This is a genomic window from Desulfatitalea tepidiphila (genome assembly GCF_001293685.1).
Classification (GTDB): Bacteria; Desulfobacterota; Desulfobacteria; order Desulfobacterales; family Desulfosarcinaceae; genus Desulfatitalea; species Desulfatitalea tepidiphila.
Genome location: NZ_BCAG01000003.1, coordinates 2,817,579 through 2,840,042 on the forward strand (window position 1 = coordinate 2,817,579; position 22,464 = coordinate 2,840,042).

The 22,464-nt window shown below is 54.4% G+C and carries 21 protein-coding genes and 1 tRNA gene; 9 read left to right on the plus strand and 13 right to left on the minus strand.

Features of this window, described 5'->3' with window-relative positions; all coding sequences use genetic code 11:
- The first annotated feature begins 19 nt into the window (after positions 1–19).
- The gene (locus tag DFT_RS17035) at positions 20–589 is read left to right on the plus strand and encodes a flavin reductase family protein (RefSeq protein ID WP_054032342.1); all 570 of its coding nucleotides are present in this window, start codon (positions 20–22) and stop codon (positions 587–589) included.
- 327 nt (positions 590–916) lie between these two features.
- Here the strand turns inward: DFT_RS17035 and katG are convergent, their stop codons facing one another.
- The 10 genes from katG to DFT_RS17080 form a co-directional block, all read right to left on the minus strand.
- On the minus strand, positions 917–3,124 hold the full coding sequence (gene katG / locus DFT_RS17040; protein ID WP_054032343.1) for a catalase/peroxidase HPI: 2,208 nt from the start codon (positions 3,122–3,124) through the stop codon (positions 917–919).
- 202 nt (positions 3,125–3,326) lie between these two features.
- The gene (locus tag DFT_RS17045; RefSeq protein WP_054032344.1) at positions 3,327–3,773 is read right to left on the minus strand and encodes a Fur family transcriptional regulator; all 447 of its coding nucleotides are present in this window, start codon (positions 3,771–3,773) and stop codon (positions 3,327–3,329) included.
- 530 nt (positions 3,774–4,303) lie between these two features.
- Positions 4,304–4,438 (minus strand): hypothetical protein, encoded by a 135-nt coding sequence (locus tag DFT_RS27025; protein WP_268750681.1) that lies wholly within the window; start codon positions 4,436–4,438, stop codon positions 4,304–4,306.
- Positions 4,439–4,667: 229 nt separating this feature from the next.
- The gene (locus tag DFT_RS17050; RefSeq protein WP_054032345.1) at positions 4,668–5,069 is read right to left on the minus strand and encodes an SRPBCC family protein; all 402 of its coding nucleotides are present in this window, start codon (positions 5,067–5,069) and stop codon (positions 4,668–4,670) included.
- 108 nt (positions 5,070–5,177) lie between these two features.
- Positions 5,178–5,648, minus strand: a complete 471-nt coding sequence (locus DFT_RS17055; RefSeq protein WP_152972035.1) for a hypothetical protein — start codon at positions 5,646–5,648, stop codon at positions 5,178–5,180.
- A 56-nt stretch (positions 5,649–5,704) separates the two neighbouring features.
- Positions 5,705–10,408 (minus strand): pilus assembly protein, encoded by a 4,704-nt coding sequence (locus DFT_RS17060; RefSeq protein WP_054032347.1) that lies wholly within the window; start codon positions 10,406–10,408, stop codon positions 5,705–5,707.
- 80 nt (positions 10,409–10,488) lie between these two features.
- Complete coding sequence (locus DFT_RS17065) at positions 10,489–11,040, minus strand: PilX N-terminal domain-containing pilus assembly protein (RefSeq protein WP_054032348.1); 552 nt, start codon at positions 11,038–11,040, stop codon at positions 10,489–10,491.
- Positions 11,041–11,051: 11 nt separating this feature from the next.
- The gene (locus tag DFT_RS17070; protein WP_054032349.1) at positions 11,052–11,459 is read right to left on the minus strand and encodes a type IV pilus modification PilV family protein; all 408 of its coding nucleotides are present in this window, start codon (positions 11,457–11,459) and stop codon (positions 11,052–11,054) included.
- Positions 11,460–11,490: 31 nt separating this feature from the next.
- A complete protein-coding gene (locus tag DFT_RS17075) occupies positions 11,491–12,402 on the minus strand; it encodes a prepilin-type N-terminal cleavage/methylation domain-containing protein (RefSeq protein WP_054032350.1) in 912 nt (303 codons plus the stop codon).
- A 13-nt stretch (positions 12,403–12,415) separates the two neighbouring features.
- A complete protein-coding gene (locus DFT_RS17080) occupies positions 12,416–12,922 on the minus strand; it encodes a GspH/FimT family pseudopilin (protein WP_161807190.1) in 507 nt (168 codons plus the stop codon).
- A gap of 475 nt (positions 12,923–13,397) precedes the next feature.
- Here DFT_RS17080 and DFT_RS17085 point away from each other — a divergent pair, with 475 nt between their 5' ends.
- From DFT_RS17085 to DFT_RS17120, 8 genes are all read left to right on the plus strand, one after another.
- Positions 13,398–13,718: a zinc ribbon domain-containing protein gene (locus tag DFT_RS17085; RefSeq protein WP_054032352.1), complete on the plus strand. Its 321-nt coding sequence runs from the start codon at positions 13,398–13,400 to the stop codon at positions 13,716–13,718.
- Between the two features lie 37 nt (positions 13,719–13,755).
- A complete protein-coding gene (sixA, locus tag DFT_RS17090; RefSeq protein ID WP_054032353.1) occupies positions 13,756–14,217 on the plus strand; it encodes a phosphohistidine phosphatase SixA in 462 nt (153 codons plus the stop codon).
- Positions 14,218–14,324: 107 nt separating this feature from the next.
- Positions 14,325–15,245 carry a YiiX/YebB-like N1pC/P60 family cysteine hydrolase gene (locus tag DFT_RS17095; RefSeq protein WP_083453565.1) on the plus strand — a complete coding sequence of 307 codons (921 nt, stop codon included), beginning with the start codon at positions 14,325–14,327 and terminating at the stop codon, positions 15,243–15,245.
- Positions 15,223–15,945 (plus strand): TVP38/TMEM64 family protein, encoded by a 723-nt coding sequence (locus DFT_RS17100; RefSeq protein WP_054032355.1) that lies wholly within the window; start codon positions 15,223–15,225, stop codon positions 15,943–15,945. Before DFT_RS17095 ends, DFT_RS17100 begins: the two co-directional genes overlap by 23 nt.
- A gap of 19 nt (positions 15,946–15,964) precedes the next feature.
- Positions 15,965–17,509: a mercuric reductase gene (locus DFT_RS17105; protein ID WP_054032356.1), complete on the plus strand. Its 1,545-nt coding sequence runs from the start codon at positions 15,965–15,967 to the stop codon at positions 17,507–17,509.
- Between the two features lie 9 nt (positions 17,510–17,518).
- Positions 17,519–18,271: a DUF3047 domain-containing protein gene (locus DFT_RS17110; protein WP_076750614.1), complete on the plus strand. Its 753-nt coding sequence runs from the start codon at positions 17,519–17,521 to the stop codon at positions 18,269–18,271.
- A 143-nt stretch (positions 18,272–18,414) separates the two neighbouring features.
- A complete protein-coding gene (locus DFT_RS17115; protein ID WP_054032357.1) occupies positions 18,415–18,867 on the plus strand; it encodes a DUF302 domain-containing protein in 453 nt (150 codons plus the stop codon).
- Positions 18,868–19,384: 517 nt separating this feature from the next.
- The gene (locus tag DFT_RS17120; protein ID WP_054032358.1) at positions 19,385–19,987 is read left to right on the plus strand and encodes a hypothetical protein; all 603 of its coding nucleotides are present in this window, start codon (positions 19,385–19,387) and stop codon (positions 19,985–19,987) included.
- Positions 19,988–20,062: 75 nt separating this feature from the next.
- Here DFT_RS17120 and DFT_RS25970 read toward each other — a convergent pair.
- The 3 genes from DFT_RS25970 to DFT_RS26300 all read right to left on the minus strand — a co-directional run.
- Positions 20,063–20,186: transfer RNA gene (locus DFT_RS25970), tRNA-OTHER, on the minus strand.
- Entirely contained in the window at positions 20,151–21,266 is a 1,116-nt protein-coding gene (locus DFT_RS17125; RefSeq protein WP_054032359.1) for a tyrosine-type recombinase/integrase, read from the minus strand. Before DFT_RS17125 ends, DFT_RS25970 begins: the two co-directional genes overlap by 36 nt.
- Before the next feature lie 459 nt (positions 21,267–21,725).
- Positions 21,726–22,464: hypothetical protein (locus DFT_RS26300; RefSeq protein ID WP_161807186.1), on the minus strand; the 739-nt coding region annotated here is incomplete at its 5' end.

Consider the following 22,464-nt stretch of genomic DNA (forward strand, 5'->3'; position numbering starts at 1 on the left):
GCCCGAAGGAGCAGGAAATATGAAAAAAATCAAGCTCGGCGCGCAGACATTCGTCTATCCCATGCCCGCTTTTTTGATCGGGGCCGATGTGGCCGGCAAAGCCAACTTCATGACGGCGGCCTGGAGCGGCATCGCCAACAGCAGCCCGCCCATGGCCACCGTAGCCTTGCAGCACCATCGCCATACCCTGAAAGGTATTAAAGAAAACGGAACTTTTTCTATCAACGTGCCGTCGGTAGATCAGGTCAGGGAGACCGATTACTGCGGTATCGTCTCCGGCGCCCGTAAAGACAAGACCAGGGACTGCGCCTTCGAGGTTTTCTACGGAGAGTTGGAAACGGCGCCGCTCATCGCCCAGTGTCCGTTGAACCTGGAGTGCAAGGTGATTCACATGTTGAACCTGGGCAGCCACACCCTTGTGGTCGGTCAGGTCGTGGAAACCCATGTCTCCGAGGCGTGCACGACAGACGGGCTGCCGGATGTGGCCAAGGTGAAGCCCCTGGTTTACAGCGCCGGCGCGGAAAAAGCCTATCACGGTGTGGGCGCGGCTCTGGGCCTGGCATTCAGCGCAGGAAAAGAGCTCAAGTAGCTCGTTCGCTTGTTTCCGCCCGCGATGTGATCATATGGGTCGATGCAGAGCATCCCTCTGGATATCCCGCGTTCCACACGGGTGAATGTTGACTGAACGTCCGAAAATGGTCGGCGGGGGGTCGAGACGCTGAAAGAAAAGGCGGCGCTTCGGATGTTGCCGAAACGCCGCCCCCATTTGTTGCCGATAGCTTCAGTGTGCGATCCTAACGGCCGAATTTTTGGCGATGGTGATCGCTGAAGACCTTCTCAGAAAGCGCCATGCGTGTACCCGTTTCCTGGGATGAAATCGTTCACCGCGAAGCGGGGCGAGCCGCATTCACGACGATCAGGCCAGGTCGAAGCGGTCCAGGTTCATCACCTTGTTCCACGCAGCGACGAAGTCGTTCACGAACTTCTCCTGGGAGTCATCGCATCCGTATACTTCCGCCAGGGCACGGAGCTGGGAGTTCGAACCAAAGATGAGATCGACGCGGGTGCCGGTCCACTTGAGTTCGCCCGTTGAACGATCGCGCCCCTCGAACACGTTTTCATCCGAGGTCGCTTTCCACACCGTGCCCATGTCGAGCAGGTTCACGAAGAAGTCGTTGGTGAGCGCCTCCGGCCGCTGGGTGAAAACGCCGTGCCGGGTTTGCCCGTAGTTGGTGTTCAGGACGCGCATGCCGCCGATGAGAACCGTCATTTCGGGAGCGGTGAGCTTCAGCAATTGGGCCCGATCGATCAGCAATTCCTCTGAGGACACGCTGAATTTGGCCTTGAGGTAATTACGGAATCCGTCCGCCTTGGGTTCGAGTACGTGGAACGCTTCCACGTCGGTCTGGTCCTGGGTTGAATCCGTGCGCCCCGGGGAAAAGGGAACGGTCACAGCGTGACCGGCGGTTTTGGCAGCCTGCTCGACGCCGGCGCATCCGCCCAGGACAATCAGGTCGGCGAGGGAAACCCGCTTGCCGCCGGACTGGGTGCCGTTGAACGCCTTCTGTATTCCCTCGAGGGTCTGAAGGACCTTCTTCAGTTGGTCGGGCTGATTGACCTTCCAATCTTTTTGTGGGGCAAGACGAATGCGCGCGCCATTGGCACCACCTCGGTAGTCGGAACCACGGAAGGTGGCGGCCGATGCCCAGGCGGTCGAAACCAGTTCAGATACAGTCAGTCCCGAAGCAAGAATTTTCCCTTTCAGGTCGGCGATGTCTGCTGCGTCGATCAGCTCATGGTCGGCAGCCGGCACCGGGTCCTGCCAGATCAGCTCTTCTTCCGGGACCTCCGGGCCGAGGTACCGTGAGCGGGGGCCCATGTCGCGGTGGGTCAGCTTAAACCAGGCGCGGGCAAAAGCATCCGCGAATTCTTCGGGGTTTTCCAGGTAGCGGCGCGAGATCGGCTCGTAAATGGGATCGAACTTCAATGAGAGGTCCGCCGTTGTCATCATGGGACGGCGCTTCTTGGACGGGTCGTGGGCGTCGATCACCATATCCTCGTCATCCACGTTCTTGGCCAGCCACTGATTTGCGCCGGCCGGGCTCTTAACCAGCTCCCAGTCGTATTTAAACAGCACCTTCAGATAACCCATGTCCCATCGGGTCGGATTCGGCTTCCATGCGCCCTCGATGCCGCTGCTGATGGTGTCGCCGCCTTTGCCGCTGCCGTAACTGCTCTTCCAGCCGAGACCCTGCTCCTGGATGGGGGCGGCTTCGGGTTCGGGGCCCACATGCGTCGCAGGGCCGGCGCCGTGGCATTTGCCGAAGGTGTGCCCGCCCGCCACGAGGGCGACGGTCTCTTCATCGTTCATGGCCATGCGGGCGAATGTTTCGCGGACGTCGCGTCCGGAAGCGATCGGATCCGGGTTGCCGTCCGGTCCTTCCGGGTTTACGTAGATCAACCCCATCTGAACGGCCGCCAGGGGGTTTTCCAGATCCCGCTCGCCGGAGTAACGGCTCTTGGGCTTGTCGCTCGTGGCCAGCCACTCCTCTTCCGAACCCCAGTAGATGTCTTCTTCCGGTTCCCAGATATCCGAGCGCCCGCCAGCGAAACCGAAGGTCTTGAATCCCATCGATTCGAGGGCGCAGTTGCCGGCGAGTATCATCAGGTCGGCCCAGGAAATCTTTCGGCCGTATTTCTGCTTGATCGGCCATAGCAACCGGCGCGCCTTGTCCAAGTTCACGTTATCGGGCCAGCTGTTGAGCGGGGCAAAACGCTGGTTTCCGGTACCCCCGCCCCCACGGCCGTCGCCCATGCGGTAGGTGCCTGCACTGTGCCACGCCATTCGTATAAAGAGCCCACCGTAGTGCCCCCAGTCGGCCGGCCACCACTCCTGCGAATCGGTCATGAGCGCATACAGGTCCTTCTTCAGCGCCTGCAGGTCGAGCTTTTTGAATTCCTCAGTGTAATTAAAGGCTTCTCCCATGGGATTGCTCAGGTTCGAGTGCTGATGCAGAACCTTGAGGTTCAACTGATTCGGCCACCAGTCGTGTATCGAGGTGCCGCCGCCGGCAATGGGTCTCTTCATTGCGCCCGTTACAGGGCACTTGCTCTCTTCACTCATAATGCCTCCTTCTTTCTCTTTTTTCGATTCATACACTACGCTTTCGCGATATCCTGCTCGGTGTCCATCCACCGGCCAACATCGCGACAGCGAACCTATGGACGGGATTCATCTTTATTAAAGATCGAACTGTCCCATCTGTTCCATTGATAAATATGAATATTAAATGATAATCAATACCAATAACAGGTGAAAAAATATATTACGCTTTCTCTGATGCCATGCAATCGCTGCATATACCGAAAAAGTCCAGGCGGTGACTCAAAATTTTAAAATGCGTCTCTTCGGCAACCTCTTTTTTCATGATGTCCATACTATCCAGATCCGGATCGACGATTTTTTTACATCTGATACAGATGACGTGCGGATGGGGGTGAGGCTTGTTTCCATCGTACCGGTTGCTCCCATCAGGGAACCCCAGTTCAAGAACCTCACCAAGCGATTTAATAAGTAAAATATTTCTGTACACAGTTGCAAGACTCATTGTCGGAAAATCGCCTTTGACAAGATCATAAACATCCTCAGCGCGGGGATGGCCATCACTTTTGGCGAGAATACCAACGATAGCCAGCCTCTGGGGTGTAATTTTGTGGCCATGATCCCTAATTTTTCGGACGATGGTCTCAAATCTCTCTTTAGGATCTGCCAACCGAGGTTCCTTTTCTCAATTAATATTTGTTATCAAATAACATCGTCTTTCCTTTCCGTCAATACCCATTTTGTTGGCTCGTGTGCGCAACTTTCCGGCTTTAGCAAAATGGCTCAGCCAACCTCTCGGCAATCTGGAAATCGCCGGCATTCTCGAACGCCATAAAAAGCCCGGGCCACGTCAGGTGGGACGACGGCTGGCCCGAAATCGGAGTTGGGCGATATGCTTCCCCCAGACGACCTGTCTGCTCAGCTTTAATGAAAAAGATGGCAAATCAGGATAGTATGACGCCATGCCTGGCACACAGCAAAAGGGCAGAGCCTCAATAGAGGCCCTGCCCTTTTTTTTAACCGAAACGTCCGCGTATCGTGATTTTCTGCCTGTAATGTGATGAAGCTCTGCCGTTGAACCTTTTTCAGCTAAAGTTTACATCCTGCTCCATCTACCTGTCCTTTAATGCACCGATTGACGAAGTAACCTAGTACCGATACGGTCAGCATGATTCCGATCATAAGGCACCTTCCTTTTTGCTATCCCTGAACGTCGATTCCCATATCGCACCCCAGATGCTCGTCTGGGGTGTCGCACTTGAAATTCGCTTCGCGGGTGTCTACGTGTCCTTCGTTGCTCTCATCAAAGTAGTCTTGCACGCTATTGTCGGCCATGATGTCACCTCACTGATGATTGGTTGGTTTGGGGTATTCATTCCTGCTGTGTTGGACATAAGGTGCGTCAGCATGAAAGAGATGCAATGCGGACCGAATAGGCGCATATTGAGAGGTAAAATCTACCATACGCAATCCAGCCAAGGCCGGTCATTTACTACCCTGGTGCGGAAAAACACTATCAAGGCATCACCAGCCATGCGCAATCGTTCAGTGCGGGGGAAGGATCTCAGGGAGTCGATTTATCCAGTGCCTTTTTGATTGCCTCGGTGCACTGCTCGACGGTCTCGCGGATGGGGGCGGCAATCTCGTCGGGCAGCACATCGGTGATCCATACCAGACGGGTCCGGCCTTCGGTTCCGGCACAAACCTGGAACGAAGCGTTGTGGTGGGTGGCCCGGCCGCCGACTGAAGCGTAGACGAGCCGTCGGGCCTGGTCGTCGATGGTGACAATCAGCTCGCGCACCAACAGGCCGCTGGCAAAGGTAACGACCCTGCAATTGCCATCCATGCGGGTATCCGCCAGAACACCCGGCACGAGGCGCGTATGGACGGCGGCGACGTCGCGAACCGCGTCCCAGACGTCGTCCGGATCGGCCTGGAGGGAAATCTCCTTGTAAATTGTGGCCACGCCGATAGTTTCCGCGTTTCTACGTCCTGTTGCAGATTTTTGCCAACGAAGGTGTGTCTTCACAATCTCCGCTGTTCAACCCTTAACAAGAAGTCATTCCATCAATGTCTATTCTGGTGTTTCACTCGTCCATTGCCAAGCGGCGCCGTCGGCAATGCGTTTAATGTCAATACGGAACGCCACGCGCCGACCCTTTTCGACAGCGTAGCTCACTTGGACATCGCAGGGGACCAACATCTCTTTTAGGCCCACTTCTTTCCCATCCGGGCCTATGATTAGGGTTTCAGGACTAACCTTGAACTTGCCACCTAATGTGTAGACCCATTGCAGGCTCTTTTTACTAATGGTCACATTGGCTTTGGAAATGACAACACCAAGGCCCCCTCCCTCCTCGTTGTTTCGAACACTTTTCGGGGGTGCTGCCGTAGCCGATACAGAAAATGCCAGAAAAAGCAGGGCCATCCCTATCGTTAGAAAATCAGTCGCGGCGAGCCTCAAATTTCTCATCATATTATATTTTTTGGTATAAAATCTCATGGTTGTGCTCCATTTTGTATTTTCTGATGTAGTCGTTGCCATTCCTGAAACGCCCCCTTTTCCCTGTTTAGATTACACAGGGAAAAGGGGGCAGCTTTTTATGGACAGGGTTGAGGCCCGGGTTCGACTTGCACCTTGCCGCTCTTGAGCACGCCGGGGTTATCCTGCTCAAGTGGTTTGATTGCACCCGTAGAGGTCTGAATATAAGCCCTGGAACCTTCCTCGCGTCCAACATGGATATTGGGCGTAATAGTCATGCCCTTTCCTAAAGAAGCTCTCTTGAGTACCAGAGCATCGCTAACGCTCACATCGGTCGGGTCCAGACCGATAATCGATTGGTAATAGGCCGTACCGGTGAGGTAATAAAGGGCGTAGACCATGCTTTCCCCATCGAGACCGCAAGGATCGTCAGTGGGTACATAGCTGGTAAATGTCAATACATCACCCGCCAGTACGGCTTCACCCAAATTCCGTTCGCCTGCTTTGTAATCGAGGTCGATTCGCCAACCGCTGTAATTGTTCTGGATTTCATCGACCAAAGCATAAAAGTCGCTGAAGCCCGTGACCGTACTACCGTTGTTGTAAACTTTGACATTGGTGGTATCCAGCAAACTGGTCACGGCGACCTGGTTGTGGTTGAACTTCTTTTCACCGCTCACGAGCGTGTAAGGTTCTTTTACACCGTAGTAGGATTGCTGGTCCGAATTTAGCTTATCATCCTGGGAGTAGAAACGACCAGTCCCGAAGAACAGCCAGCGATTTTCGGACTTGTCCACGCCCGCCATTGCATGGGCCATGATGGGCTGGCCGTTGCTAAGGGCGGGGCTGCTTTTGTCGGTCAGATCCAGCAAGGTGCTGTCGAGGGTCCAGTTGGCCGGATTCTTGGGATCGGAGCCGTTCTCGAAAACGAACCGCCGCATCTTGCCGTTCCATCCGTCTGCGTGGTTCCCGTAACTGACACCGAAATAGGCTGCATCGGCGGTAAAATTCAGGTCCCAATCCACGGTAATGGGCTTGGAGATGCTGCTCTCCTCCTCCGGGAATTGCACCAGGTAATGCGGATCAGCCGAAGCTGCGGCGGTGTAGGTTTTGGGGCCGCTGCCGGTGAGGGCGACCACCTTGCCGTTGTTGGCCAGTTCCACCAGATCGATGGCATACATGACGGCTTTTTGAGTGCTGGTGCCATCGATGAGGGCATCATAATTGGCGCCATTGTCTCCAGCGTCATCCTCCGAAATGGGTCCTGATCCGAAGAACAGGTACCACTGGTTGGATTGTTCCGTGTAAGTGGTCTGGTTGAAGTCTCTTACGGTGATGACGCCCGGATGGCAGGTTGTAAAACCAAGCTCCGGAAATGTGATCTCGGCCAGCAGTTTGGGCGGCTGTTCCGGATTGGTGATATCGAAGATGGCGAAAGCCGAGGTCATGGCTTTATCCACAGCGGCATTATAGACGCCATCTTTTTTATCGATGTCCGCGGCGATTTTACCGCCGCCAAAACGCATGCCGCACACCATGAGCGTGGCCCAGCCATTGGGGTTGGTAGAATCGGTGGCCCCTTTGGACGGGTAGATACGGGCATCGAAAACACGGGGCTGCAGGTCCATGTAGTAGACGTGCTGGTAATCCGGTTGGGTGCGCCAGTACAAATGGGGGAGCAGGTTGAACGGCACATAGGCCCACAGTTCCGCGCCCAGATCGAACTCATGGTAGGGGCCGCCGTCAGTCACCTCGACGCCGGAGTTGTTGTAGGGCTTGAGGGCGAACTTGTTCTCGCTGGCGCTGAAGAAGCCGGAATTGAAAGCATGCACCATGCCGTCATTGGCGCCCACGTATACCACGTTTCGCCGGAATTGGTATCTTTTGTAGAAGGCGGAATACCCCTTGTCATTATAGAGCAGGTCGAAATTCTCCGACGGTGCGCCCACTACCGTGGGCGTGGAGTAGACAATATCCCCAAGCCGCCAGGTTTCAAAAGTGCCGTCTCCCTCGGCGTCGTACTGGCGGTTGCGGAAAGCGGCAATTTCCAGGCCGCCGATGGCATCGGAAGCCTGGTCCTCTCCCCGCGTGTAATTGACCACCCGCCTGAGTTGCCGGCTGACCAGGGACTCAAAGAGGGTGTCCGTAGGAAGAATGGGCGGATTATAAGGTTGATAGGGATGGATATAGGCGAAAAAGTCGGCGGGATCGCTCACCTGGGACCAGCTGGGGTCACTAGACGCCACGAAATCCTTGGTCTCGCCGCTGTCCGCCACCATGTCACCGTCTGCGTCCGCAAAGGTGAAAATATATCGCTGTTCAGCAGTGGACGTATAGGATCGTTGATTGACTGCGTCGGTCAAATGGTTGAGCCAATCGTTGGAAGACCAGAGGTAACTGAGGTCGCTCATTTTGAATTCGGATTTGCCGTCTATCGTGAGAGGCCCTTCATCGTTGTCGTCAAAAATCCCATCGGCGTTTGTGTCTCTATACTTTTGGGCGGTCTCTTCTCCAAAGTAGATAAAGAGGTCTTCGTCCAAATCCAGTTGATGATTGCCATTGGTGTCTTCCCGCACGTTGCCGTGGGCATCGGCCAACAGGGAATGGACCTGGCCCACCCATTTGACGGTATTGCCGTTGATGGTTTCCGCGGGATAGAAGATGGATTGATAGATGGCACCCTCACCGGACCGGGAGTTGGAGACGACCGAGGCCGCCGTACCCGATGAGGCGCGTTTTAAAATGCTCTCGATGGCCGCCAGCAATTGCGCCTCCAGCTCATAGCCGTCGGTGGCTTCGTAATAGGTGTCGGGAACGCCGTCGCCATCCGCATCCCACTCCATGCGCTGGTCGGCCGGGTCGGTGTAGGTTCCGTTGGGTAGACCGTCATCATTCAAGTCCTCGAAACCACCGTTCCGGGCAGCATCCATCAAAAGGCTGCGGCCGTTGGGATCCTTGTCAAAGGCGTAGACCGTATAAAGCAGAAGATTTTGGATATCCGTCAAATCCGAACGCAAATCCGAAGTGCGTGCGTAAAGAGCGACATCGTCCAGGTAGTCCGTACCCCCGGAGGGATAGTTGCATCCGCTGCCTGTGCTTTCGTTGCAGGAGGTGAAGTCTTTGTTGTCGCCGTCGAAATCCTTAAGGAAGCTTGGAATTTTGCTGTCCTTGGTAGAGGCGCCGTCGGTGAGAAGCAGGATAAAACTCTTGGCGCAATATAATGAAACCTGATCGTCCTTGTCCCAGTATGGATCCTTTAGCGTGTTTTTACCGATACTGAACAATTGGGATTGATTGGGATAATCGAGGCCCGAAGCCACCGGCTCCTGGGCAAAATACTGTGTTGCCACGTATAATGTTTCCGCCAGGGGTGTCCAGGTGTTGCAGGGCATGCCTTGCAGCCCTGGCAGAAAGTTTGTGCCGAATCCATTATCGATAGGGTTCTGCACATAGCCGCCGCTGTCACCACTACCGGTGCCGCTGTTGAACCACATATTCCCCCAGCGGGCCCGGTCGCCGATGCGCTGCAACACGCCGGCCAGGTTGCCCTCGTAGAAATCCCTGGGCTCGATGGCGATGTATTTTTGAATATCGAGCTTGTAATTGGTGCTGCTGACGTTGAGATATCCCTTCTCGGTCACCCCGTAAGAATAACTGCCTTTGTATGGGGATGTGGCCGGTCCGGAAGCGCTGGAAAAAGTTTTCCAGTAGGTGCCGTAGCCATAGGCTTCGGATTCACACTGGTTCTGCTGGTTTCCGCCACCCGTGCGCGATGTGGCCTTGCCGCCCATGAGCACTTTGCGCAGCACATCCACCCGGCGCATGGCCATCCAGTTCATCCAATTACCGTCCCACAGGCCGTTGCTCTTCACCGCCGGCGCGATATCGCTGTCGGTGATGGTGGCTGCGGCGCCGGTCATGGTTTGCACGTTCCAACTGTTGGTGGATGGCACGTAGCTGATCTTTTTGTATTTGGGCCAGAAGACATTGCTGCTGTATGTGTAGAAATAATCCGGATTGAAGTATCCGTAGTATCGGGTTCCGGCAGCCTGGTCAATATAGGTGACATGCAGCATCGGACCGATCGCCTCGCCGCTTTCCCGTGATTGGGCCTCGCGGTGGCCGGTAAGCGTCGGAAAGGCGGTTCCATCGAACCGGAAGAGCATGGCATTTCCGGCTGCCCAGCCGCTGCGACCTACCAACGCCTGCACAATGGCCGTCAGATCGGGAGTACTATAACGCGTGCCGGCGACCCAGTCGCCCGGTGTCCATGCGACTTCCACTGGGGGGGCAATGACCAACCGGTCGGAAATATTGAAATCATCCGAGACATCGAGAAAAGGCGCATCGTCGGCGTCTTCCGCCCGGATGACCAGGTCGGTAGTCACGGAAGTGCAGCTCGTTTTTGCGGTGAATTCGATACGCGCCGATACGATGGTCGCATCTTTCGGCAGTGTAACGTTCTGAAAACGAACAGCGACATAATCGCTGCCGAAATCCAGATCGTTGGCGCTGCCGCCGCCGTCGCGCATCGCACCGCTGGTCGGGCTCTGTTCCATGTCGTCTCTTTCCAGGACCACGGGAAAGCTGACGGTGGTCCCGTTATAGGGGGTGCCGGTATATCCGTCCGCATAGGCGAGGGAATTCATACTGCCCGAATTGTCCAGGGCGATCATAATATTGGGTTTGGCCGCATTGGTGGCAAACACAGGCACCTTGACATATTCTTCCATGGTGGGCGTTTTCCAGTCGGCATGACTCGGGCCGGCAGCAGCCCAGGTGATTGCAACAAGCAGAATCAACTTCTCGAAGATGCGTTTCATATCAGTTCTCCATGATTGTGATGATCTGAAGTCTGCACGCCCTTTAAGGCGAACAACCGTTGAGTGTCGGTCGGTTTGCTTCAAATCACATGACGCCAACCGGTGACCACGCGTGCCTGGCTGTTGGCCGGCCCCCGTCCTAAACCGCTGATGGTGTAGACTCTTTGGGTGCCACCCTTCGCCGAAGTCTTTCCCCGTCCCGCATATCCCTCATTCATATTGTCCCCACTTCCAGGCAACGGTCCGACAGTACAATAGGTGCATGCCGTAACATTGGATTCAGACAATTCCTCCATCTCGACATCGGTACCAACGCCCACCATATTTTCCCAAAAGTCGGTTTTATGGATGAAAAGGTCGGCAGAATTGCCAAAGTTGAAAGGCGTTGCCTCAGCACCAAAATCGCGATTTTCAATATTTTGCTCGATCAATTCCGGCATCAAACCATCGCAAACCGCTTCGGTGGCATACCAAGTCATCTTATGCAATTTGTCATGAGAGGCCACTTGCAACTCGATGGTGGCGGTTCTTGTGGCAAGAACACCGATCACGGTGACCACCGCCAGGATAAGCACCACGATAACCAAAGCGGATCCATTTTCGTTATGAAGCCTTTGATGATGACGATTCATATGCACCTCTTTTAAATGATATCTTGTTTGATATAGACCAAATTGAGGTTTTTGGGAGTGCCGCGTTCCAGCCAGTTCACCGTGACATCCACGCGCATGGTGTTCCGCACGATCGCATCCCGTTGGACGTTGTAGGTAATGGTATAATTACCGTTTTGGATCGGGCCGTGGGCACCTTCGGTGAGATCGGCGTCCGTCATGTAGTCCAGCGGCCTGAGGTTTTCCACTTGATTGGCCGCGACATTGGCCCCCTGGGTCAGACTTTGCGCAGTGCTGTTCCCATTGATGGAGCTGATCTGCATGCTCGCCGCCGCGAGCACGCCAACGGTGAAAACAAAAACGGCAATAATGGTTTCGATCAGGGTGAACCCCGCTTCAGTCTTCTTGCGGTTCTGAATCGTGCGCATCGAACGTTTCATCTCGGCAACTCCTTTTCCCGGAATTCCCGGGTTAAATGCCCATGTAGCGAAATTGGACGGTATGATCCATCAACTGTCTTCTGAAGTTATCTTGAAAACCACCGGCTTGGGCGGGTACCACCCGATCGCCCACCACAAACTGATCGGTACTGTTGTATTGTGGATCGATGTTGCGAGTCCTGGCCACCATCCAGATTCGGACCATGCGTATCTGGTTGAGGGGGACCGGTGGATTGATAAGACCCGCCGCGCCATCTGCCGCCTCGATGACGAAGTTGCCGCCGGCATCGTTGATATCGATGATGCCATCGTCGTTGGTGTCCAAATTGGTATCCAGCGTATTGTTATTGTCCGAATCCACGGCCCAAATGATATTGTTATTGGGGGTTCGGTCTAATTCACCGTCCCCATCGGTATCGATAGCAAAGGCGAATCCGATCGCGTCGATACCTTCGGCCACCAATTGACGTTGACCGTTCGTATCCCTGGCTAAATCGAAGATGTTATCCGCATTGTCATCGTATAAGAGGTAGGAAAAAGTCGGTTCATCCAGGATGCCATTGCTGTTTGTGGCCGCATTGTTGGGATCGAAATCGTAAGCGAGAGTCAAAGCAGGGCTGCCAAGCGGAGCTGCCGTTACAACAGGCGCGGTAACTTCATTGGTGATGTCGTATCGACGGACGTCGGTGATGCCGAAAAGCCCTGTCGACTGAGGATCATACCCTGCGATACGGATGTCCTCCTCCAGGATATAAACAGCACCCCGCAATTGCTGCTGCATTTGCGCCACCTGACGCACCATGTTGGCGGCCCGTTGCTGGCTGATGGAATTGGAAACCATCGCGACCCCTACGATCGATGTGACGATGATGGCAATCAGCAGCTCTATAATCGTAAAACCCTTGTCGGTTGACACGATTGAATGACGTTTTTTGGCGTCCATGTGGCGTGTTCTCCTATGTCCAGGTTCCCGTGCCGGGGTTGTAGAGTTTCTGGGAGATGCCGCCGGCTGCAGACACCCTCAAACGAAAAGTGAGATTTCCATTCTGATTGGTCACCAAAATGGCGGCTGGAATCGTAGTGCATAGCCCTTGAGGGTTGAAGGTGATCACACCGGATGAAGCCTCCGGAATATTGGTGAAAGCGACACCACCGGGATACCGACCCAAGTCGACGACTTCTCCGTTCAGGGAGATGGTATATTGATTGGCGGCCGGCGCGTTGATCGTAATCGTGCAGTTGGCGTTTTCCTTGATGGCCATCAATTTCGCGCGTTGGAGATCCATCAACAACTGATCGGCCGCATTGCGAACGCCTCTTTCACGCAACCAGGTCAGGGTTGAAGGCGCAGCTATGGCCAGCACGATTGCAGCGATGGCGATGACAATGACCAGCTCTATGAGTGAGAATCCAGATGTTTTCTTGACATGTTTCGAAATTCCGTATCTCGTGCACTGTTTCATTTTGCCCTCTGCATGTTGTCGTTTGTTGCGCATCAAAAGATTCACCGCCGAATTAAGCAAAAAGCGTACCTAAATAGGGAAACCGCCATTTCAAAGCGGACTGAAATGGCCAATTTAGTAATTTATTTTATTTATTTCAATATGTTGTAAAATTTATAAATATTGGAAATACGGCTGCGGCAGGGCATTCGATCCCCCGACAAGACAAAATTTGGCTCAAATACTCTTAAAAAGTTTAATAGTCGGCAAGGGTAGGAGATTTCAAAACCAAATAAACCGGTCGAGGTCAGTCACCCTGTGAAACAGAATTGAACACGGGCACGTTTAAATCATTTAAGGGTCGGCTTCGATGATTGAGCAAAGAATCTCCACTACGGGTATCATGGCGCCTCCGTGAACCCACCATGGCTTGACCAACACCAATGGGATCATCATAATACAAACGATCTCAAAAAAAACAACGGGGCAAAAGGGCATGTTTTTCTTTATCGCCGGCGTGCAGCCCAGAAAAAGGACCATCGACGCCACTCCGCGGCGCTGCCCGCGATGCGGGCTGAATCAGGCCGCCGTCCAACGGGTGGATCACTACTTCAGCCTCTTCTTCGTGCCCCTGGTCCCCGTCAAAAGAGGCGAGCCGTTCTTGTATTGTCGACACTGCAATTCTGTGGTGGGAGATGGCCGGGGCGTTGAATTTTCCCAGATATCGCCTAATGAAAAGCCGCCCGCCTGCCGGCGATGCGGGCGGCCTCTGGATCCAGACTTCGCCTACTGCCCGTACTGCGGTGAGCGCCGGTGACCGCTATAATCGGGCTTAATCAAGACAGGAGGCTATCATGGCACTCTACCTGGTCCAACACGGAAAGAGCCTTTCCAAAGAAATCGACCCGGGGAAAGGGCTCTCCGAAGAGGGGATCGCCGAGGTTCAACGGATTGCCCAGGTGGCGGCCGGCTATGGTTGCAAGGTGACCCAGATCCGCCACAGCGGCAAAAAGCGCGCCCGACAGACCGCGGATATCTTCGCGTCCCACCTGAATCCCCAACATGGCGTCACCGACATCGACGGGCTCAATCCATTGGATGACGTGGCCGCTTTCGCAGCGAACCTGCCGGTCGAAGACAATCTCATGCTGGTCGGGCATCTGCCTTTTATGGAACGACTGACCGCCTATCTGATCATCGGGGTCATCGAGCCGGCAGTGTTCAAATTTCAAAATGGCGGCATCGTCTGCCTCGACCGGCATCCGGACTCCGGAAAGTGGATCATCAAGTGGGCGCTCATGCCGAATATCGGTTGAAAAGATAATGAAGGATCGGGGGCTGGTCTCATTGGCTTTGGCCGGATTGTTGCTCCAATTCAGATGATGGCAATATGTTTAAGGGAACCCATTGGTGAGGACTGGATATGGCCAGCATAAGAGACGCGCGACCCCAAAAAGAGATGAGTCTCATCGGGCGGGCCCTTCATAAGCGGCTTAACAGGCCTGTTGAGTCCTATGAGAAGCGAATGGTCAACAACATGACCACCTTGTATCAGGTCATCCGCAAGGGAGACATCGTGCTGGTCGAGGGCCGCGCGGAAATCAGTCGAATCATCAAACTGATGACCAACAGCACCTGGAGCCACTCGGCCATATATGTGGGAGACGCCCTCGAAAAATCGACCGATGAAAACGTCAAAAGGACATTGAAATATGCAGAAGAACCCCATCGCCGGCACATGCTGATCGAGGCAGATTCGGTAACTGGTGTCGCCGCTGCGCCCCTGAAGAAATACGCCGATGAAAATATCCGCATATGCAGGCCCTTTGGTATCTCGACGCAGGATTTGGAAGTCGTGGTCGCCGAGGTCATCACAAACCTGGGGAAGCATTACGACCACCGCAATATTCTCGATCTGGGCTTGATGCTTCTCCCCTCTTTCCTCAATCCTTTTAAAAAGAGAACCATCAAAGCCTGTTTAGGGGGCTGCTCGGAATACGAAGTCATTTGTTCCGGAATGATCGCCAAGGCGTTCCAAAAGGTCGGATATCCGATCCTGCCCGCCTTGTCGAAGACCACGGATCCCGCCAGACACGCAGCAAAGAACCCTTTCGGGTCGGCTTTGGTCATGCGCCATTACTCCCAGATCGTACCGAGAGATTTCGACCTGAGTCCCACTTTCGAAATCATCAAACACAACCTTTTCGGCATGGATGGTTTTGATTATCGGTCCATTTGGGCGAATGGCGGCCAACCGGGGCAGCACCTTTTAGGGTGCGACCTGTTAGGGACGGCGACTCCTGCGGAAAGGACGGGCGGCGATGGCACAGAAAAACCGCAATAAATGGATCGGCAAAGCGCCCGTGGTCGGGCTGATCGTGCTTGGCATGCTCGCCTTCTGGTATCTCGAGCTGGGGCAATATCTCTCCCTCGACTATATCAAGTCGTCCCAGGAAAGATTTCAGACACTCTACCAGTCCCACCGGGTGCTTGTGATTGCGGCCTACATGGGGATTTACATCCTGGTGACAGCCCTGTCCCTGCCCGGGGCCGCGGTGATGACGTTGGCCGGCGGCGCGCTGTTCGGTCTGGTCACCGGAACCGTGGTGGTCTCGTTTGCCAGCACCATAGGCGCCACCCTTGCCTGCCTTGTATCCCGCTTTCTGCTCCGCGAATGGGTTCAGCGCAAATTCGGCGAAAAACTGGCGACCATCAATGCCGGCATTGAAAAGGAAGGCGCGTTCTACCTGTTTTCCCTTCGTCTGGTTCCGATTTTCCCGTTTTTTGTGATCAATCTGGTCATGGGCCTCACCCCCATACGGTTGTTCACCTTTTTCTGGGTGTCGCAGATCGGCATGCTGGCCGGGACCATCGTCTATGTCAACGCCGGTAAGGAGCTGGCCAGGATCGATTCCTTGTCCGGCATTCTGTCGCCGGGGGTGCTGATCTCTTTTGCCCTGCTTGGAGTGTTCCCCATCACCGTGAAAAAGCTGCTGGCGCTTTACAAACGCAAGTTGCGCGTTGGGTTGAAAAAATCCGCCTGATCGAAGTTGGAGACAGAACATGTCAAACAAAGAGCCAGACAAAGAAAACGATAACACTCTCGTGAGTCCCTGGGATGCGCACAACCAACGACTGGCGTCCCATGTCCATCCGGTGGACTGGAAAAACCCCAAACCCGCTTCGCGCTACAACCTGGTCGTTGTCGGCGCGGGAACCGCCGGTCTGGTGTGCGCGGCGGGCGCGGCGGGTCTGGGAGCCAAAGTCGCCCTGATCGAGCGCCACCTGATGGGCGGCGACTGCCTGAACGTGGGCTGTGTGCCATCCAAAGCCATGATCCGGGCCGCGCGGGCCGCCGCCGCCGTGCGCGGTGCGGGCGATTTCGGTGTGCATGTTCCGGAGGGGGTAACGATCGATTTCGGCGCGGCCATGGAACGCATGCGCCGTTTGCGGGCGGACATGGCCCCCAACGACTCGGCGAAACGCTTCAGCGAACTGGGGGTCGATGTGTTTATCGGGGAGGGCCGGTTTGTCGATGCCCACACGGTCGAGGTCGCCGGCGAGCGACTGACCTTTAAAAAGGCGGTCATCGCCGCCGGCGCGCGCGCCGCGGCGCCCCCCATCGACGGATTGGACCAGGTGCGCTACCTGACCAACGAGACCGTTTTTTCCCTGACCGAATTGCCCAGGCGGCTGGCCGTCATCGGCGCCGGCCCTATCGGTTGTGAAATGGCTCAAACCTTTGCCCGCTTCGGCTCGGACGTACTGCTGGTGGAAACCGCGCACGGCATTCTGCCCAGGGAAGACGCCGACGCTGCCGGCATGGTTCTGGCGGCCATGCAAAAGGACGGTGTCAAACTTCTGTGCTGCGGCAAGCATATGAAACTGGCCAAGGCCGAGGGCGGAAAAATCCGACTGTCGGTTGACTCTCACGGCAAAGCGTATGATGAAGTGGTCGATCACCTGCTGGTTGCTGTGGGGCGCGCGCCGAATGTCGAAAACCTGGGACTTCAAGCCGCAGGTGTCGCCTTTACCCACAAAGGCGTGCAGGTCAATGAACGCCTGCAAACCACCCAGCCCGATATTTATGCGGCCGGCGATATCTGCTCGCCCTATCAATTTACCCATGCGGCCGACTTCATGGCGCGCATCGTCATCCGCAACGCACTGTTCTTCGGCCGCTCCGGCACCAGCGCCTTGAACATCCCCTGGTGCACCTATACCGAGCCCGAAATCGCCCATGTCGGGCTGTACGAAAAACAGGCCCGGGAGCGAGGCATTGACATCGACACCTTCACGCGCGACTTGCGCGAAGTGGACCGCGCGATTCTCGAAGGCCACACCAACGGACTGGTGCGGGTCCATGTGCGCAAGGGCACGGACAAGATCGTCGGCGCCACCATCGTGGCGGCCAACGCGGGCGACATGATTTCAGAAATCACACTGGCCATGACCCACAAACTGGGTCTCGCGCACATCGCCAACACCATCCATCCTTACCCGACACAGGCGGAAGCGATCCGGCAAATTGGAGACGCATACCATCGCACGCGGCTGACGCCCGTCGTCAAATCCCTTATTGCGCGATGGATGGCGTGGCGCAGATAAGGAGGACGAGTGGCGCTTATCCCCAAAACGGTGTTATACGTCTTCCTGATATCCAACGTGGCGTTGGCCACCGGCCTGCAGGCCGCCGAAGAGGTGTTCCTGCGCGAAGACTTTGAAACCCTCGACGCATGGGAGCCATTGTATTTTCGCGGGATAGACCGGCATACGGCTTATACCATCGAGCAGCAGGAAGGATCGAACGTCCTGGTTGCGAGGAGCAGTGACAGCGCCTCGGCCATGGTCCACAAACAGACGTTCAATGTCGCCGAGTTTCCAATACTCCACTGGCGCTGGAAGGTAGACAATGTCTATGACAAAGGAACCTACCGGCTCAAATCCGGGGACGACTATCCCATCAGGGTGTATATCCTGTTTGCCTATGACCCCGATACCGCGGGTTTCGGTATGAAGATCAAGTATGAGCTGGCTAAAGCCCTCTACGGCCGCTATCCGCCGCACAGCTCCCTGAACTATATCTGGACCAGCCGGCCCGAGGAAACCGATCCCGTCGCCAGCCCGTTCACGGATCGCTCGATGATGATCCCCCTCCGGTACGGATCGAAAGACGTCGGCCGGTGGGTGGAAGAGACCGTGAACATGCTGGAAGACTTCAAGCGCATCTTCGGCGGCCATCCGCCGGCTGAAGCGTCAATAGCCGTCATGAACGATTCCGACAATACCGGTGAGAGCGCCACCTCCTACATCCAGTTCATCGAAGTACGGAAGAGCGCCCCTGGCGGCAAAGATGCGCGACAGGAGTGATACGGCCGGCTCTACGGATGTCCATGGCGCCGGGATCACTGTCATCATCGCTCCAAAAACCCTGTCGAGCTTTGTAATCACATCAACGACACGGACCTAGATTGGCCAGAGGTGACAGAAGTATAAAAAGAAAGGAGTCTCCCATGAAAACATTTCATGTACTCGTGGCCGTCGTATTTTTCGCGACATGTTCCATCGCCGTCGCAGCCGATGGATTGGTCGAAGTAAAAAGTCCTTATAGCGTAAAAAAGACAGTAGACCGGCTCGAAGAGATCGTTCGACAACGCGGTTTGAACATATTCGCCCGGATCGACCATGCCGCAGGCGCGGCGAAGATCGGCCAATCGCTTCGGCCGACCGAACTGCTCATTTTCGGAAACCCGCAGGGCGGCACACCGCTGATGACGTGCGCCCAAACAGCGGGTATCGATCTGCCGCTCAAGGCACTGGTTTGGGAAGATGCGTCCAGGCAGGTCTGGCTCGGCTACAATGACCTGACCTACCTTGCCCGGCGCCATGCCGTCACAAATTGTCCGGTGGTTGAAAAGCTGCGGACGGTCATGGCGGCCATCGCCGAAGCAGCGGTCGCCCGCTGATAATGGACGATCTCCATTGAGCACCGACCACGGTGACCAGGCTATCGGGGAGCGTGCCGCGCACGGATTCATTGGGCTGGAGGTGTTCGAGTTTGCTCATCGTGAGAGGCTATAGCATGTCGTGAGGATTAATTGCAGAAGACTGCATCCGGGAGCCATCTAATTACTCATCTCAAAACCAAGTGATTAAAATATCAAATACGATCGAACGCATATTCCATTTAAAGCACACTTTGTCCCAATCGTCGATTTTTCTCTTTCTTATTTGCCGTTCTAATATTTATCAGGTATGAATATAGGATTGGTACGATCGGTGGGCCTGTTAATACCATTGACAATCAAGCCTATTTTTGGGAGGAAAATTCTATACCATAATAGATGTACCAGGAAATTTTTTTGCCCAATCCCTGCAATCCTCATTTGACATATCGCAACACGAACCTTGGCCGGACTAGAAAAAAGAATAAAGCTCCACCAAAAGCCTAAAAGTATCTTCTACAGAATGGAAGTGGCTGCGATGTCCGAAAGCATAGTTGTTCAATTGATCGGAGGGGTATTCACCCTCCTTACAGCGGTTGTAACAATTATTCTACAAGCCAAGATTAGTCGTTCGCAAACCGACAACCGATCTCACTCGTCCCACCCCGGTTCTGATTTGGAAGAAAAGCGACCAAAGGCCAATCGATGGTCCGCCAACCCCATCGCGACAGCAGTTTTCCTGTCAGCGTTATTTCTCATCGGCGTGACATTGATCAGGTTCGTAATACAGACTTCACCCGGACTAAATCGCAACTACGCCGACCTCATGCTCTTGGTCTTCACTTTTGCACTCATACTATTTTTCGCTTGGGGAGATGCTGTTTTTTCTCTTTTCGAACGTCAAGCAGCCATTCAACTCAAGATCCTCGCTGTCTACACTGGGATTAAGCTCTCGTACATATTTCAGTACCGGCAAGAATGTTTAAATGGTACACAATATCGTAGCTGGTTCTGCCCAAACATGGGCCTACCGCTCTATTTTGACTTTTTTTTCAACGGTTGGAGGCTTTGGGCGCTGATGGCTGTGATTGGAGGCCTTGCTGTCGAAGTGATGCATCGTACGCGGGATCAACGTACTTAATCCAATTGGGCAGAATGTCTTATTTCGACACTAAAAAAGGGGCCGCCCGATGAAGGCTGCCCCCTTGTTTTTATTTGGTGCCGGAGGTCGGAATCGAACCGACAAGGGCTTGCGCCCGGCGGATTTTGAGTCCACTCAATCCCGATGTTTGCATATAATTATTTCAGCTACTTACTTGTGCCGGTTCATCCATTTCTGCCATTTTTCTGCCATCTGGCCTCGGAATCTGATTCAGGATTTTGCGCTTGTGATCGGCGCCGGCGGCCTCGGCATACCACATGGGCATCGAGTAGTCCCTCCAATTGCCCAGGACGCGCAGCGTCTCCACGTCTCCACCGTTCTGCAGGAACATGCTGGCCCAGGTACGCCGGAGAATATGCCACGCTCGACGTGGTGGTAGGTCCACCCCTGCCCTTTTGGCTGCCTCGATAAATCCACCATGCAGACCGGTCTTAAATGGGTTGCCGTTGAGCATACAGAACACATGCTCCCCGCGCCGGTCCTGGCCCCGGATGATCTCCATGGCCCGATCCGACAATTCTATCTCCACCGTGTTGCGGTTTTTCGGATCGATCACCCAGGCGGTACCGCGCTCCAGATCCACGTCAGACCACTTCAATCCAGTGATCTCTGAAATACGCCATCCGGTATTATATGCAAACTCGATCATATCTCTTTTAACCGGATGCTTCATCTCGGCCATGATCGCGCCAACCTGCTCAGGCGTCAGGCATCCGGGCTTTTTGGGTCTGGCGATACGGTAACGGGAAACCTCCAGAAATGGATTGATGCCATTGAACTTGCCCCACAGCTTTGCTTTCTGGTAGATCTGACTTCCCAGGCTCAGATACTTGTTGACCGTGTTTTTGGACACTTCCTTGCCCTTGGCGATCTTGAATTTCTCCACCATGAACGGTGTGATATCCGATAACAACTTGCCCTTGAAAAACTCCTTTAAGATGCCGATGCGGCCCTTGTCGGTGCGCTTATCCTTATTTTCTTTCGACCAGTTTTCAAGGTAGGTGTCGGCAGCATCTTCGAACAATACCGGACGCCGGCCGTCATGGATGGAATAGGCTTTGTTGAATGCCCCCCTCTTGGCGTCGGCTATCTCGATGCTGCGGGCATCAAAGGCGCTCTGTTCACTGGTGGCATCTTTAAGAATTTTTCGGACGCGGGCGCCGGACTGCGGATGAATATAGTCGATGCCGTAGGACACACCCTTCTTGCCATCGACCCGGTACACGCCAGGATATTTTTTTGATTTGGTCACTGACATGAAAGCCCCCCTCGCTTGCCCCATTGAGGTGATCCCACGGGCAGGCCGGTGGGGTTCCGGCTTTTCGCCCCGTCGAGCTATCCCGTGGGCAGATACTTTCATCTATACATGGCATTGCAGTTGTGGTCAAAACCATATTCATGGTATCGATTCAGTCACACCTCAATCAAAGGGCATCTGATAATGAAAAGAGACGATGTTAAGAGGTCTATGCCTCATCTATGTGACCAATGGATAAAGGCCAGCAATAAAGAAAGTACTCCACTCAATCAATTGGGCTTTTACGACTTCTATCAATGGCTTCAGGAAAACCACAGGGAATATATCGAATTCAGAAGTGAAGCTGGCCCAATGTACGATCTTGAATTATGGTTCGATCAGAATTTCAAACAGGCTTGGTCAAGATAAAAAAGGCCCCGGCATCCACCAGGGCCTTGTCATGTCAATGGTGGGGTCAACTCACGCCGGACAAGCCATCGCCTTATAATATCTCGACTCGATCCCTCGGTGAGATACCGGGCGCCTTACGACCTGAGCGTACCGTTCGGCAATTCTCATGAATGCCTGCCGATGGGATAGTCCTTGGTCGACGTAGTTCTCGACCATGTTCACGACCTGCCCACGGGTCAGCTTGCCATCAATAGGGGGGTCATCGATAGGGGTTTCTTCCTGGAGTTCCTGGCCATCGAATAACGCCGCGTAGGTGTCGGCCATGCGCTTGACCTTTTTGTTCACTACGTCTCGGTCCCGGTTGAACATGCGGGCTACCTCGACCTGAGTGAAACCGAACACATTGCACAGCAGGAAAAATTTTTGATCGTCGTTAAATTTATCGGGCTTTGTGGCCTTGATGCCCTCGCGCCTGGCGTCCAGGGCCTCGATGATGCGCTCCACATGCTCCACGGCTTGACTGTACATGGAGACGATGCTGTTTTCCTCGACGCCATACTTTTCGGCCAGCAAGGGAATCGGCAGCCTGTTGAAAAACCGATCCACGAACACGGCCGTCTTTCTCAGACGTAGGTCCTCGGTTCGATATTCGGGGATGTCATCAGTTGAAAAATCATCAACGGTCTTTTGCCGGGTCCGTCCATCGTTTCCGATGGCTGAGTCCTGAAGTTCGGTGAAATGAACTTCCTGAGTCCTTGGATAGAGCGTGATCGAATCATGGTAATGCTTTTCCATCGTTCGACGATTA

Bases quoted from the DNA above. Each gene is read 5' to 3' on its own strand.
- DFT_RS17125 (WP_054032359.1), bottom strand. From the start codon at position 21,266: ATGTCAGTGACCAAATCAAAAAAATATCCTGGCGTGTACCGGGTCGAT.
- DFT_RS17060 (WP_054032347.1), bottom strand. From the start codon at position 10,408: ATGAAACGCATCTTCGAGAAGTTGATTCTGCTTGTTGCAATCACCTGG.
- DFT_RS17035 (WP_054032342.1), top strand. From the start codon at position 20: ATGAAAAAAATCAAGCTCGGCGCGCAGACATTCGTCTATCCCATGCCC.
- DFT_RS17100 (WP_054032355.1), top strand. From the start codon at position 15,223: ATGGCACAGAAAAACCGCAATAAATGGATCGGCAAAGCGCCCGTGGTC.
- DFT_RS17080 (WP_161807190.1), bottom strand. From the start codon at position 12,922: ATGAAACAGTGCACGAGATACGGAATTTCGAAACATGTCAAGAAAACA.
- DFT_RS17070 (WP_054032349.1), bottom strand. From the start codon at position 11,459: ATGAAACGTTCGATGCGCACGATTCAGAACCGCAAGAAGACTGAAGCG.
- DFT_RS17065 (WP_054032348.1), bottom strand. From the start codon at position 11,040: ATGAATCGTCATCATCAAAGGCTTCATAACGAAAATGGATCCGCTTTG.
- sixA (WP_054032353.1), top strand. From the start codon at position 13,756: ATGGCACTCTACCTGGTCCAACACGGAAAGAGCCTTTCCAAAGAAATC.
- DFT_RS17085 (WP_054032352.1), top strand. From the start codon at position 13,398: ATGTTTTTCTTTATCGCCGGCGTGCAGCCCAGAAAAAGGACCATCGAC.
- DFT_RS17115 (WP_054032357.1), top strand. From the start codon at position 18,415: ATGAAAACATTTCATGTACTCGTGGCCGTCGTATTTTTCGCGACATGT.
- DFT_RS17055 (WP_152972035.1), bottom strand. From the start codon at position 5,648: ATGGCAACGACTACATCAGAAAATACAAAATGGAGCACAACCATGAGA.
- DFT_RS27025 (WP_268750681.1), bottom strand. From the start codon at position 4,438: ATGGCCGACAATAGCGTGCAAGACTACTTTGATGAGAGCAACGAAGGA.
- DFT_RS17120 (WP_054032358.1), top strand. From the start codon at position 19,385: ATGTCCGAAAGCATAGTTGTTCAATTGATCGGAGGGGTATTCACCCTC.
- katG (WP_054032343.1), bottom strand. From the start codon at position 3,124: ATGAGTGAAGAGAGCAAGTGCCCTGTAACGGGCGCAATGAAGAGACCC.
- DFT_RS17095 (WP_083453565.1), top strand. From the start codon at position 14,325: ATGGCCAGCATAAGAGACGCGCGACCCCAAAAAGAGATGAGTCTCATC.
- DFT_RS17105 (WP_054032356.1), top strand. From the start codon at position 15,965: ATGTCAAACAAAGAGCCAGACAAAGAAAACGATAACACTCTCGTGAGT.
- DFT_RS17075 (WP_054032350.1), bottom strand. From the start codon at position 12,402: ATGGACGCCAAAAAACGTCATTCAATCGTGTCAACCGACAAGGGTTTT.